Below are 13318 nucleotides of genomic sequence, written 5' to 3'. Positions count from 1 at the left end.
CGCGCGCCACCGAGATCGTCCGCGCCGGGCGGCGTCCCGTTCGATCCCGACCCACCTGCGCCGTCACCCCGGGTCTGCACACCGCCCGGACGTACGGCGGGGCCGGCTCGATCATCGATGACGGGTGCGGTGACATACGGATGCCCGGGTCGGCCCCGCTGGGGGCCGGCCCGGGCATCGCTGTTCCCCTCCGGCGCCTGTCCCTGACCGAGGAGGGGGTCCCTGTGCCCTCCTGCCCCGGAGCGCACAGGCGTGCATGGTGTTGTCAGACGGCCGCGGGGGCCTCTTCGGGGGCCGCGTCCGCCGTGGCGGGCTGCGCGGCGGCGAAGCCGCGCAGTGGTGTGTGGCGGATGAACAGGGCGACGAACAGGCCCACGGCGGCGACTACGGCGCCCCAGGCGAAGACCATGCCGACGCCGTCGGTGACGGCCTGCTGGAACAGCTGCCGCGCCGCCTCCGGCAGGCTGCGCAGCGCCTGGGGCGTCATCTGGGCCACATGGACGCTGCCGCTGCCGCCCGCGGCGCCGCCGTGGGAGGTGAGCGAGTGGGTCAGGGTGGTGGTGTAGATGGACCCCAGCAGGGAGACGCCGAGGGAGCCGCCCATGTTGCGCAGGAAGGTCGCGGCGCCGGTGGCGGCGCCCATGTCGCGCAGCGGGGCGTTGTTCTGGGCGATGAGCATGGTGGTCTGCATCAGGCAGCCCATGCCGGCGCCGAGGACGACCATGTAGAGCGAGGTGGTGGTACGGGAGGTGTCGGTGTTGGTGGCGAACAGGGCCAGGCCGGCGGCCATGAGGATGCTGCCGATGACCGGCAGGGCACGGTAGCGGCCGGTGCGGCTGATGATGGCGCCGCCGCCCATGGACAGGGCCATGGAGGCGAGCATCATCGGCATCAGCAGCAGGCCGCTGTTGGTCGCCGAGGAGCCCTGGACGAACTGCTGGAACTGCGGCAGGAAGGTGATCCCGCCGAAGAGGGCGAAGCCGACGATGAAGCTGAGGGCCCCGGCGAGGGAGAAGTTGCGGTTGGCGAAGACCGACAGCGGCATGATCGGCTCGGCGGCGCGGCGCTCGACGATCACAAAGGCGACGAAGGCGACCACGGTCACCACGGCAAGGCCGATGATCATCGCCGAGGCCCAGTCGTACTCGTTGCCGCCCCAGCTGGTGATCAGGACCAGGGCGGTGATCCAGACGGTGAGCAGAGCCGTGCCGGTCCAGTCGATGCGGACCTTGCCGGTGCCGCGGGAGAGCTTGGCCAGGGTGAACCAGCAGACCAGCAGGGCGGCGATGCCGAGCGGCAGGTTGACGTAGAAGGCCCAGCGCCAGGTGAGGTGGTCGGTGATGAAGCCGCCGGCCAGCGGGCCGCCGATCATGGCGGCGGGCATGACGGCCATCAGCACGCCCTGGTACTTGCCGCGCTCGCGCGGCGGCACGATCTCGGCCATGACCGACATGACGCCCACCATCAGGCCACCGGCGCCCAGGCCCTGCAGGGCGCGGAAGCCGATGAGCTCGCCCATGTTCTGCGACATGCCGCAGAGCGCCGAGCCCACGAGGAAGACGACGATGGAGGACAGGAAGGTGGTCCGGCGGCCGTACAGGTCGCCGAGCTTGCCCCAGATCGGGGTGGCGACGGTGGACGCCAGGATGTAGCCGGTGGTCACCCAGGCCAGGTGGTTCAGCCCGCCCAGGTCGCCCACGATGGTGGGAAGGGCCGGGGCCACGATCATGTTGTCGAGCATGGCCAGCAGCAACGCGATGACCAGGCCACTCATCGTCACCATGATCTCGCGATGCGTGAACCTGGGCGGTGCCTCCTGCTCGGGGATCGCTGCTGTCGACGACGCCATGGGTGCTGCCTTCTCTCTTCGGGACGGTATTTCCTGCAGGCGGCAGGTCCGCGTGCCGCGTGCCCGGGCCTGAGCCCGAAGGGGCCGGATGCCGAGGCCGATGTGCGAGCGGGAACCTGCTCCGGTGGGCCCGGGCAGCGCCCGTACGATGGCCATGTCACTTACCGGTCGACAAGTAATTTACTTGCCGGACGGTAAGCTGGCAAGCGGCACCCCGCCACGGCAACCGGCCGTGCGCGGCACCAGCGCAGAAAGGCAGACCAGATGGGCGCAGCACACCGGCGCGGCAGCGACACCAAGGCCGAGATCCGCGAGGTGGCCCTGGAGCTGTTCACCGAGCGGGGTTACGAGGCCACCTCTCTACGGGAGATCGCCGAGCGCCTGGGTGTGACCAAAGCCGCGCTGTACTACCACTTCCCCAGCAAGGAAGACATCGTCCGCTCGCTGTTCGCCGAGCACCTGGTCGCCCTCGACGAGCTCGTCTCCTGGGCCCGCGCCCAGCCCCCGGGCCCGCAGCTGCGGGACCAGGTCATCGACCGGATGATCGACCTGGCCTCCGAGCGGCACCTGCCCGTCGTGCGCTTCGCCTTCGCCAACCAGCACCTCCTCAAGGACCTCCACCCCGGCCGGGAGAACGTCCTCGAGCGGCTGGACGCCCTCTTCGGCACCCTCACCGCCCCCGGCGCCTCCATCGAGGAAGCCCTGCGCATCCGCATGGCCCTGCTCAGCGTCAACCTCGCCTTTGTCGCCGCCCAGGGGCTCGATGCGACCGACCAGCAGGTCACCGACGCGGCCCGCAGCATCGCCCACCTGCTCAACCCGCCCGCCACCGCCCCGCACACCACCTGACCCTGGGGGTCTCCAGCGGTCAGCCGGCTGGTCAGTCCAGTGCCACCAGAGGAACCGCGGCGGCCGGCCGCCGTTCGGCCGACCCAGCCGTTTCCGACCACGGAGGAGACCGCCCGACCACCTGCGCTCACACGCTTCGACGGTCGGGGGGTTGCTGCACTCGCTGCTGGAGTAGACAGCTTCGCCTTCCTCGGGCATTGACTGCCGGGGGAAGCTCAAGATCCCCGCGCTCGGAAGTGATGGACGACGCTGCCGTCAGGAGGCACCGGCTTCATCGTCGGACAGCGGGCCACGCTGCGGCGATCGGGGGGCCTCAAGGCAGCTCGCAAGAAGGCTGCGGCAGGCCGGGACCAGCGACGGATCGGCCAGGCCGCGCTTGGGCAGAGAGACACCGGGCTCCCCCGACCGCTCCAAGAGAAGGAACTGGTCCTCCGTTTCAACGAGTTCGCCGAAGATCTCCCAGGCGTACGTCGAGCCCCGCTTGTCCGTGCGCACAGCAAGCCGGTCCTCGGCGATCGTCGCCTCATGCACCAGTTGCGCCACCTCCGAGCGGCTCCACGCCTTCCGCGCGGCCCTGCGGATACCCCCACCCGTGGAGAGAAGAAGCACAGTTCGGGCGTACTTCACGAACAGTCCTGCGCACAGCACCATCGCCAGGAAGGCACCCGGCGGCTTCTCCGGCAGCTCCACCTCCACCACCCCGAACAGTGCCGTGACCAGCAGGGCCGAAGCCGCGTTCCGCAGGGCCCGGTTCCGGACGCGTCGCAGCCTCGGCGATCTCGCGATCGCTTCCGCCACATCGCCGGGCTCCGGCCTGTACGTCAGCGTGAGTGTCTGCATCGACTACTCCCCGGTGGTCCTCACGTGCCCCCGCATCATAGGGCGAGTCGAGCTGCCCCAAGTCCTCGCCCAGCCGCTCGCAGAAGCGCACCGGCCGCCAGTCGACGGACGGCGCACGTCTCCCCCTCCCGCGCAACAGCTCTTCCTGATCACCGTGAGTCGCCGATCACAGGTTATGACGGCCCATCAGAGCGGCTGATCCACACTGCTGGGGCCTGTTGCGACAGTGTGTTCTAGGTTGGCTCTGTGAGTACGTGGGGGCGGAGCTACCCGTATGTGGGACCAGCTGACCTGAAGGATGCGGTCCGGCCCGGCAGCGAAGGCCGCCGGATCCGCTCGATGGCTGACTTCGTCAGCTGGGTCGCGGAACAGTCGACTGCGGAACTGGCCGATCCCTTCACCTTCGTGATCGACATGGAGGGCGTCCTGCGGCTCGCGCCCCGCCGAAGCGAGCATGTGGCCTGCGCCGGCGGAGGGCCCGTCCTGGGCGCCGGGGAGATCGGCTTTGTCCACGAGGCCGGACGCTGGACGGTTGGCGACGTCAGCAACCACTCCACTGGTTACTGCCCGGACGTCGGCTCGTGGCCGGCCGTTGCCCAGGCGTTGGATCAGGTCGGCCTGCTGCGGCCGCCCGGCTTCACCCATGAGGTGGTGTTCCGACGCTGCCCTGACTGCCAGGAGCGCAACATCGTGCGCGAGGACGACTTCAGCTGCGTGTTCTGCGGAAGTACGCTGCCTGCGGTGTGGAACGTATCCCCTGTCGACGGAAGCGGTCGGTCATAGCAACTCGTTGATGACCACGACGAGCACGGGTGCGACGGGTCCCTCTCCAGGAGGGCGCTCAGCAGTTGAGGCACGCAGTATCGCGAGGACGCGCCGATTGTCGTCGTCAGAGGGCTGCAGGCTGCTCCACAACACCCAGCCCGTCTGCGCCACACTGCTCGTTGCGGCCGGGGTGGCACCCCGCGTGATGACGGAGACCCTCGGACACAGCCACACCGCGGTCACGATGAACGTCCATGCCCACGTCACGCAGGAGACGCGGCAGGAGGCGATCACCCACATGGACCGCGTGTTGCGGCGCCGTCCTCAGGTGACGCCGTCGGACGTCTCCCAAGAATTTCCCCACCGATGTCAACCGGGGATGTCAAAGGCCCTGGACCGCAATCGGTCCGGGTCGCCGTGAGCCTCCTCCCGCGATTCCGGCTGTTCGGCTCGGGTGCCGTCGCAGACCGCCGTCACTGGCCTGAGGTGTTCGCCACGCCGAGGAAACGCAGGACCGCCAGCACCCGGCGGTGGTCGCCGTCCGCCTTGGGCAGGTCGAGCTTGGTGAAGATGCTGTTGATGTGCTTGGCGACCGCGCTCTCGCTGACCACGAGTTCGGCCGCGATCCCGGAGTTGGACCGGCCGCCCGCCATCAACTCCAGGACCTCGCGTTCGCGCGGAGTCAGCCGGTCGAGCGGATCGCTGTGGCGGCGCATCAGCAGTTGTGCGACGACCTGCGGGTCCAGCGCGGTGCCGCCGGCCGCCACTCTGCGTACCGACTCCGCAAACTCCCCGACATCGGCGATCCGCTGCTTGAGCAGGTAGCCGACGCCGGACGTGTTGGCTGCGAGGAGATCCGCCGCGTAGCGCTCCTCCACGTACTGCGACAGCAGCAGGACCGAGGTGCCCGACCACTGCCGGCGGATCACGTGCGCGGCACGTACGCCCTCGTCGGTGAAGCCCGGCGGCATACGGACGTCGACCACCGCGATGTCGGGCCGGTGCTCCTCGACCGCCGCCAGCAACCCTTCCGCGTCCGCAGCCTCTGCGCACACCTCGAAGCCAACCGCCTCCAGCACCTTGACCACCCCGATCCGCAGCAGGACGGAATCCTCGGCGATCACAGCGCGCACGGCAGCTCCACGGTGACGACGGTCGGGCCCCCGAGGGGGCTGCGGCAGGAGAACGTGCCGTCGACGGACGCGACGCGCTTGGCGAGCCCGGTGAGCCCGGTGCCCGAGGCACCCGAGGGATCCGCGCCTCCGACGCCGTCGTCCGTGATGGCGATCAACAGTGTCCCCCTCATGTGCTCGACGGTCACTTCGACGCTGGACGCCTGGGCGTGCTTGACCACGTTTGTCAGGGTCTCGGAGACCACGAAGTACGCGACTGCCTCGATGGTGGGAGACGGGCGCCGGCGCAGGCTCACCGACAGACGGACCGGTATGGAGAGACGCGCGGCGATTCCGGAGAGGGCGGCGTCGAGACCGCGGTCCTCCAGGACCGCGGGATGCAGGCCACGCACCAGGTCGTTCAGCTCGGAGATGGCCTCCTTCGCCTCAAGGTGCGCCTCGTCGATCACCTTGCGGGCTTCCTCCGGCAGGTCGCCGAGGGTGGCCTTGGCGAGGCCGAGGTTGACAGCGAGCGCCACCAGGCGCTGCTGTACACCGTCGTGCAGGTCGCGCTCGATCCTCCGCCGCTCGGCGTCGGCCGCGTCGACCACGCCGGCACGGCTCTCGGCGAGGTCCGCCACTCGTCGGGTCAGTTGCTCCTCACGGCTCGGCCCGAGCAGCGCGTTCGCGGCGCGGGTGTCGAGGCGGGCGAGCGCCCTCGCCAGCCACGCGGTCGCACAGAGCAGGGCGACACCGACGGCGGTGACATACGCTGCCTTCACCGAGTGGCCCGCGTTCTCCGCCCGCCACTGCCACGGGGTCACCCAGAGCCACGCATAGATCGAGGCCGCGGCGCCCCCCGCCGCCCACAACACCAGCACCGCCAGACCGCCGAGCGCGCACAGCGGGCCCGCGAGCAGGTGGTAGCGCATCTGGCGACGGCCGGGGGCCGAGCGCAGCCACTGCTGGATGCCGTGCCGTCCGGGCCGCTCCGCCAGGCCCGCGGGTGCGGGCACGACCACGCCGAGCCGCTCCCGGAAACGGGCGCGCTGCACCCGGGTGAGCAGCGGACCGGCAAGCACCACGGCGGCTGAGGGAACCACGACGGCCACCGTCACGGCCCAGAGCGCCGCCGGCACGAAGTAGATCCATGGCAGCGCCAGCACCAGCAGCACTCCGAACTGGATCGCGATGCCCACGGAGTGGAACGCGGTGGCACGGCCCGCGCGCCCGAACTGCCGCCGCAGGAGGTCCGGTCGCCACGTCTTGAAGTGCATGCACGAACAGTAAAAGATCACGCCGCCGCCGGGCCATGACGCTCCTGCCCGGATCCGGGGTGCACTTTTCTGCACCTCGGGTCGGATATCTGCGTGACTGACGACACCCGGGCGGCTGGCGGAGGCTGGAGGTCGTGAAGGGGAGAGCACTTGGGGAGCGGAGAGGCACATGCGACAACTGATCTCACACACCGAGCAGTTCGCTGCAGAAGGCAGCCCCGATGCGGTGGTCGTTGCGCCGCATGGCCAGCCCCGGCCGGAGCCGTACGGGCGGGAGAAGACCGGGGCGGAGCCGGCCTCGCAGCGAGTGCGCCGGGCCGGCCGGCTGCTGGTCACGTGCGGGCTCGTCCTGCTGCCCTGGCTGTGCGTGCTGGCGACCGGCCTGCCGGCCACCGCTACCGCAGCGCACTGGCCGCTCGCCTGGATCGGCCTTGACGCGCTGGAGGCGGCCGGTCTGATCGTCACCGGCGTCCTCGCTTCCCGCGGCGACGTACGGCATGCCCTGGCGGCCACCGCGACCGCCACCCTGCTCGTGATCGACGCCTGGTTCGACACCACCACCGCGACCGCCGGAAGCGATCTCGACATGGCGGCAGCGATGGCGTGCTGTGCCGAACTACCGCTGGCCGCACTGTGCGTGTGGTTGGCGATCCGGGCGCTGGGGCGACGGGCGTAACGTCCTGCACCGGACGCACCCGCTGTTCGCGCCCGGCGTGCCCCCTCTCTGATCATCGAGAGTGAGGCCTGGCCGGATGAGGAAGCCTCGTAGCGCTCGGCGCACAACAGCCCGGTGCCGGCGACTGGGAACTGAGCCCTTTGCTGTAACCGGTTGCGACCGCGTGAAGCCCCTGGAGAGGCAGGCCTCGGCAAGAGGCCGACGTCACAGGGGCTTCACGCCATGGTGTCACGATCGCCGGTCGGCGTTCCACGGGGCTGTGCGTGCCGAAAAACACTTGGCCAGGCAGCGGCGGGAGATCCCGGCTTCCGCAGCCACGTGCGCGATCGGACGTCCGGCGTCGGTCCGCAGACACAAGCGCAGACGTCCCTCGGGGGTCAGCGGTGCGTTCCGATGTCCCCTGCTGGTGGCGCTCCTGGACTCGGCGGACGCGTTCACCGGGAGCCCTGGGGTCTCAGGGCTCCCGCGTGAGCGGCTGTGCGTGGCGTCGGTGTGCGAACTTTTCGATGGCCGCCGGGGTGACGGGGGTGAAGAAGTTGACGAGGTTGCCGTCGGGGTCACGGAACAGCAGCGACCGGTTGCCCCAGGGCATCGTGGTGGGCTCGGTGACGAAGTCGGTGACGAAGCCGGTCAGGTTCTGGTGAACGCGGTCCACGTCGTCCACGAGGAACTCGGTGATCACGCTGTGGTTGTCCGCCGGGCGCGCAGAGCCCGGGGCGAACAGCGGGACGGTGCGGGTGCCGGCGATCGCGAGGGTGGCGCCCGCGGTCCTGAGTTCGGCGAAGTCCTCGGTGGCCCACGTCGCCGGCACCCCGGTGGCTTTCTCGTAGAACTCGACGAGGCGCGCTACGTCGCTGGTGATGATGCGGATCGAGACGAAGTCCATGGGGATCTCCTTGGCTGTGCTGGAGGCGTGCACTGCGCAGGCTAGGAGAAATAGTGGACAGAATCGGTCCTGTATTCGCGTTAGGCTGCGAACATGTCTCGACCGACCGGCCGCGTGCTGACCCTCCTGGAGCTGCTGCAGTCGGGCGGCACCCGGACGGTGGCCGAACTCGCCGACCGGCTCGGCGTCGAAGGGCGCACCGTGCGGCGGTATGTGGACCAGCTGATCGACCTCGATGTGCCCGTGGAATCGGTGCGCGGCCGTTACGGCGGGTACCGGCTCGCCCCCGGGTATCGCTTGCCTCCGCTCATGCTCAGCGACGACGAGGCGCTGGCCGTGCTGCTCGGCCTGGTCGCCGGCCGCCGGCCGCCGAGCAGGTTTGACGACGACGCAGCACACGGCAAGCGAGACCGCATCGGCGAAGATCCGGCGAGTGCTGCCCAAGCACATCGCCCGTCGGCTCCACACACTCCTGGAAGCTTTCGCCTTCACGGATCAGCCCGATGATTTCGACGCCCCGGACGCCGAGGTCCTGCTCACCATCGCCGATGCGGTGCGCCACCGCCGACCGGTCTCGATCCGCTACACCGACCGCGACGGAGGGCGCAGCGAACGCACGCTGCACGCGTACGGGATCGTCGCCCATGCGGGCCGGTGGTACGTCACGGGCAAGGACGCCCGGATCGGCGCGGACCGAACCTTCCGGCTCGATCGCATCGCAGACGCGAGGACCTTGCCCGGCTCATTCGAAGCGCCCGTGGGTCCCGATCCGGCACAGCGCGTGTTGTCGGGGTTCGCCACGGCCGAGTACCGGCATGAGGTGACCTTGCGGATCCACGGGACGGTTGAGCAGATCCGCGCCCACCTTCCCGCCAGCGTCGCGAGCCTGGAGGAGTACGCGCCCGTGACAGGCGAGGACCGGGCGACCGAACGCTGGCTGCGCGTCGAGCTGCGGGTGGAGCGGCTCGATTGGTTGCCTCCGGTACTCGCGTCACTCGACCGGCCGTTCGTCATCGAGCGCCCCGACGAACTGCGTGACCTCGTCATCGCGCTCGCCGATCGCCTCGCGTCCTACGCCCGCCGAGCCTGACCGCGAGGGAACCAATGTCTCTGCCGTCAGACGCAGTGCGGGGCCCTTGTTGCCGACCGTGGTGGGGGCCGGGTTGCGGCCGGGTGCCCGTCCCGAGAGGGGTGGGCACCCGGCCGGTGGAGTGCGGACGGTTACGGGGCGGGGGTGCCCATCGCTGCGAAGTTGGCGATGTGCACGCCGGTGTTGGCGGAGTCGTGGGTCATGTTGACGCGCAGGTACCGTGCCGTGGTGCTGACCGAGAGGACGTCCCCGGCGCTGGTGGCGACGCTGGTGCTGCCCTTGGTGGCGATCGTCGTCCAGGTGACTCCGTCGGTGCTGGCCTGGACGTTGTACTGGTAGGAGCGGGTGCCGTCCACGTAGTTGGTGACGACGATGCTGCTGAGGTTGTAGTCGGCCTGTAGGTCGACCTGCCACCACTCCGGGGCGGGGTCAGCGCTCCAGTAGCTGCTGTTGTCGGGGATGCTGTCCACGGCCAGGCTCGCGGAGTGCGTGCCCTGGGTGCTCTGCGCCGTCGCCGGTTTGCCGAGTGCTACGTTCTGCGGCGGAGTGGGAGCGGTGCCGACCGGGGTGAACCTCAGGGACTGCTCCAGTCCTGTGCGCTGCCCGCCGGGCGAACTCACGTTGGTGCCGGACCAGTTGCGCGGTGCGGTGGTCTCCGCCAGTCGGGTGGTGTCCGAGGACAGGCTCAGGACCAGGCCGCTGTAGCGGTTGACGAGCCGGTAGGAGCCGATGGGGTTGCCGGACGAGTCCGTGTTCTTGAGGAAGAACCACTGCTGGCCGACGTCGACGGGGTTCGCGGTGGTGACAGTCGGCCGGGTGCCCCAGGCGCGGGTGCTCGTGGTGGTGGAGTCCACGCCGAGAGCCTGGCCGGTACCGGAGTTGGTGATCAGGTAGGAGCCGTCACCGTTGGGCACAAAGGCCCACGCCTCCTGGGCCGATCTGGTCGGTGCGGCCAGCGAAGTGGTCTGCGAGGTCCCGGAGACCTGGGTCAGTGTGCGACCCGAGGAGATGTTGGAGATTCGGTAGGTCTTGGAGATGTCCACCGGCGGTGCGGCGGGCTTCGTGGAGTCAAGCGTGAGGTTTCGGTACTCCGCGTCGCCCGAGGGGCAGCCGTAGTCGCAGTAGCTGCGGAAGGTCTTGCCGAGGATCGTGCCGCTGGTGCGGTTCCCGCTGTCGACGAACCAGTGGTACCAGTAGTCCTCGTACACGGTGGAGCCGGTGTCGGCTATCTCGTGCCACTTGTTGCTCGCCAGGCTGTCGGTCGCGAAGAACTTCTCCGCATGGGCGGACCCGTTCGGGTTGAGCGGGTTGGGCCCGGCGATGTAGAGCCCGAGATAGGCGTCGTACGCGACGTTCATATAGAGCAGGGGCGTCTGCTCCGGCATCGTGCCGGCCGCGAGCTGGTCGCTGACGCAGCCGGGGGTGGACGGCTTGTACTCATGGGCGGCCGGCACGTACCCGGTCTTGTTCGACGCGTCGACCGGGACGATGGTGCTCTCCTGGCCGCCGACGCCCGCCTGCGACCACGAGCCGCGGTACCACTTCTGCCATGTGCCGGTCGCCATCTTCCCCGAGATGGGGGCGCGCGCGACGTGCTCCAAGCGCTGGATGGCGCCCTGACAGCCGGGCTTGTCGATCACACTGGAGCCGTAGTAGACGTAGAAATACCCCGACGCCGTGTCGACGAACAGGCGCTGGTCGCCATCGCCGTAGTAGTAGGTCTGGTTGGGGAACGCCGTGGTGTCGCCGCGTGTGGTGCTGTACGGCGAGGTCAGCGCGTGACCGACGATGGTCCAGGTGTGGCCCTGGTCCGTGGACGTGGCGTAGTCGATGGAGTCGTAGTGCATCCCGTCGCCGAAGGGCTGCGGGGTGAACTCGTTGTGGACCAGGCCGGTCCAGTTGCCGGTGTCCGGGTCGACCCAGGTACCGATCAGGTCGCAGAAGTTCCGCTGCGAGTAGTAGCTCCTCGACGGTTCGTTCGTGGCCTCCAGGCCGGTGGGGCTGTTGTTGCACCGTGCGGTGGTATCGCTGTTCGCCGCGTTCAGCGCGGCGTCGGGCTGCGCGTCGTCGAAGGTCGTGCCGGTGTCGAAGGCCCAGTTCCGCGGGTCCGTCGGCGCGTAGTTGGCTTCCGACTGCTGGGTGTAGAACGTGCCGTCCTTGTCGATGAAGGGGCTGGACGGCGAGTCGGAGGCGAAGTTGTTGGGGCCCATGGAGCCCACCGTCAGCGTGTAGGCCGTGCTGGGGTGCAGCGGGTGCAGCGGGTGCGCGGCCGAAGCGGTGCCGGGCAGCGCAGCGCCTACCACCGTCAGTGCCGTGGCTGCCAAGGCCACCGTAAGTCTGTTCCGTGAGCGGAACACTCGGGTTCTCCTCGTGAGGGTGTGCCGGCCGTTGCGGGTCCGCAGCGCTTGACGCGGCGATGCGGCGGGGCGGCAAGGGGATCGGGGCGTCGTGCCTGCCGCTCACCGGACGCACCGTCAGGAGGTGTTGCCGGTGATCGGCGGGCGGGCCGCCGAGCGCCGCCCGGCGTTGTCGACGTGGGCGGGAGCGCTCGACGCTCGGGGCGGGCGGCTGCGCGTGCCACGGGATGCACCCGTGGCACGCGTGCGGCGAGCCCTGGACCAGGTGAATTTTTCACCTCAGATAAGTAACTGAGGGAAGTAAATGGTCACGTCGAGCGGACCGTCAAGACGGCGAGTCCCCGCCGTTATCGAATCGTGGCTCACGTCGCAGGCGTCGCCCCTCCCGCCTCACTGCCCCCGGATCGCGGCGGGCGCCAGGGGCACGGTGCTGTCCAGGGAGGTCATGCGCTGGTCGACGGTGTCCAGCGCCAGCCGCAGAGCGCCATGGGCCACCGCGTTGTCGCCCAGTTCCGACGCCTCCAGGCGCGGCAGGTGCAGGCAGGTCTCGGCCAGCTCGGTCCCGAGTCTCGGCAGCAGCAGGTCGGCCGCGTGCGAGAAGCCGCCGCCCAGCACCACCAGGTCGGGGTCGATGGTGAGCACCATCGCGGTGACACCGCGCGCGACATCCGCCGCGAACCTGTCCACGGCCGCGACCGCGACGGGGTCCCCGGCGCGGGCGGCCTCGAAGACCCGGGTCGCCGCCTCGCCGCGGTCCGTACGGGGTTCGGTGCCGCCTGCGGTCGCTACCAGGCGTTCGGCCGCGTCGTGCCACCCCACCCCACGCAACGCGCCGATCTCTCCTGCGGCGCCGGCCGCGCCGCGGTGCAACTGCCCGCCGATGACCAGCCCGGCGCCAAGGCGCACGCCGGCCAGGAGGTAGATCATCGTCTCGGCCCGGTGCCCGAGCCACCGTTCGGCAAGCGCCGCCAGGTTGGCGTCGTTCGCCACGTCGACCGGGCACTGCAGCACCGAGCCCAGCTGCCCGCCCGGGTTCAGGCCCCGCCAGCCCGGCAGCAGCGCCGAGGCGGTGACCGTGCCGCCGGGGTCGATGACGCCACTGGTGCCCATCGCCGCAGCCCACACGTCCTTCGGCTGCAGGCCCGCCTCCGCGAGCGCCGCGTGCAGGGCGTGCTCCGCCGTGGCGAGCCGGACCTGCGCGGGGTCGCCCGGGGAGACCTCGGCGTGGTGGCTGCCCACGATGGTGGCTTCCAGGTCGGCGACGAACACCTGGACCCCGTGGGTCCCCACGTCGATCCCGACCACGTGCCCGACCTCGGCGCGGAAGCGGTATCTGCGGGCCGGACGTCCCACCGCCCGCCTGCCGCCGGAGCCCTCGTCCGCCTCGGCCTCGACGAGCCAGCCCTGGGCATCGAGTATCTCGGCGACCACCTGCGTCGACCGCCAGGACAGGCCCGTCGCGTCCGAGATCTCCCGCAGCGGGCGCGGTGCGCCGCCGCGCAGGACGGCCAGCACCGACAGCTCGTTGGCTCGACGGAGCAGCGTCTGGTCGCGGGCGGCGCTTGGGAACGATTCGGTCACGGCGAAGGCGCTCCTCTTGACGTTGGGGGCAGGCGA

Annotated in this window: 10 protein-coding genes and 1 pseudogene; 4 read left to right on the top strand and 7 right to left on the bottom strand. The window is 70.1% G+C overall.

The window, feature by feature from the left end; translation table 11 throughout:
* Positions 1-265 precede the first annotated feature (265 nt).
* Positions 266-1849: an MDR family MFS transporter gene (locus AB0761_RS26875; protein ID WP_377271699.1), complete on the bottom strand. Its 1584-nt coding sequence runs from the start codon at positions 1847-1849 to the stop codon at positions 266-268.
* Between the two features lie 264 nt (positions 1850-2113).
* On the opposite strand from AB0761_RS26875, the gene AB0761_RS26870 reads away from it, so the two are divergent.
* The gene (locus AB0761_RS26870) at positions 2114-2698 is read left to right on the top strand and encodes a TetR/AcrR family transcriptional regulator (RefSeq protein ID WP_377271698.1); all 585 of its coding nucleotides are present in this window, start codon (positions 2114-2116) and stop codon (positions 2696-2698) included.
* A gap of 255 nt (positions 2699-2953) precedes the next feature.
* On the opposite strand, the gene AB0761_RS26865 is transcribed toward AB0761_RS26870, so the two are convergent.
* Positions 2954-3496: a hypothetical protein gene (locus tag AB0761_RS26865; protein ID WP_377271697.1), complete on the bottom strand. Its 543-nt coding sequence runs from the start codon at positions 3494-3496 to the stop codon at positions 2954-2956.
* Between the two features lie 381 nt (positions 3497-3877).
* Here AB0761_RS26865 and AB0761_RS26860 point away from each other — a divergent pair, with 381 nt between their 5' ends.
* Positions 3878-4321 carry a hypothetical protein gene (locus AB0761_RS26860; protein ID WP_377274342.1) on the top strand — a complete coding sequence of 148 codons (444 nt, stop codon included), beginning with the start codon at positions 3878-3880 and terminating at the stop codon, positions 4319-4321.
* Positions 4322-4776: 455 nt separating this feature from the next.
* Here the strand turns inward: AB0761_RS26860 and AB0761_RS26855 are convergent, their stop codons facing one another.
* Both AB0761_RS26855 and AB0761_RS26850 read right to left on the bottom strand, forming a co-directional pair.
* Positions 4777-5436, bottom strand: coding sequence for a response regulator (locus tag AB0761_RS26855; RefSeq protein WP_377271696.1), 660 nt, complete (start codon positions 5434-5436; stop codon positions 4777-4779).
* Positions 5424-6692 carry a histidine kinase gene (locus AB0761_RS26850; protein ID WP_377271695.1) on the bottom strand — a complete coding sequence of 423 codons (1269 nt, stop codon included), beginning with the start codon at positions 6690-6692 and terminating at the stop codon, positions 5424-5426. The genes AB0761_RS26855 and AB0761_RS26850 overlap by 13 nt, the downstream gene beginning before the upstream one ends.
* A 169-nt stretch (positions 6693-6861) precedes the next feature.
* Here AB0761_RS26850 and AB0761_RS26845 point away from each other — a divergent pair, with 169 nt between their 5' ends.
* Complete coding sequence (locus AB0761_RS26845; protein ID WP_377271694.1) at positions 6862-7368, top strand: hypothetical protein; 507 nt, start codon at positions 6862-6864, stop codon at positions 7366-7368.
* A gap of 454 nt (positions 7369-7822) precedes the next feature.
* Here the strand turns inward: AB0761_RS26845 and AB0761_RS26840 are convergent, their stop codons facing one another.
* Entirely contained in the window at positions 7823-8254 is a 432-nt protein-coding gene (locus AB0761_RS26840) for a VOC family protein (RefSeq protein WP_377271693.1), read from the bottom strand.
* Between the two features lie 93 nt (positions 8255-8347).
* On the opposite strand from AB0761_RS26840, the pseudogene AB0761_RS26835 reads away from it, so the two are divergent.
* Positions 8348-9344, top strand: a pseudogene (locus AB0761_RS26835) (helix-turn-helix transcriptional regulator).
* Positions 9345-9475: 131 nt separating this feature from the next.
* Here AB0761_RS26835 and AB0761_RS26830 read toward each other — a convergent pair.
* Together AB0761_RS26830 and AB0761_RS26825 are read right to left on the bottom strand one after the other, a co-directional pair.
* Complete coding sequence (locus AB0761_RS26830; protein ID WP_377271692.1) at positions 9476-11674, bottom strand: discoidin domain-containing protein; 2199 nt, start codon at positions 11672-11674, stop codon at positions 9476-9478.
* Between the two features lie 417 nt (positions 11675-12091).
* Positions 12092-13282 carry an ROK family protein gene (locus tag AB0761_RS26825; RefSeq protein WP_377271691.1) on the bottom strand — a complete coding sequence of 397 codons (1191 nt, stop codon included), beginning with the start codon at positions 13280-13282 and terminating at the stop codon, positions 12092-12094.
* Between the last annotated feature and the right edge of the window lie 36 nt (positions 13283-13318).

The sequence above is a fragment of the Peterkaempfera podocarpi genome (genome assembly GCF_042466665.1).
Classification (GTDB): Bacteria; Actinomycetota; Actinomycetes; order Streptomycetales; family Streptomycetaceae; genus Peterkaempfera; species Peterkaempfera podocarpi.
This window is presented reverse-complemented; position numbering and strand designations above follow the sequence as displayed.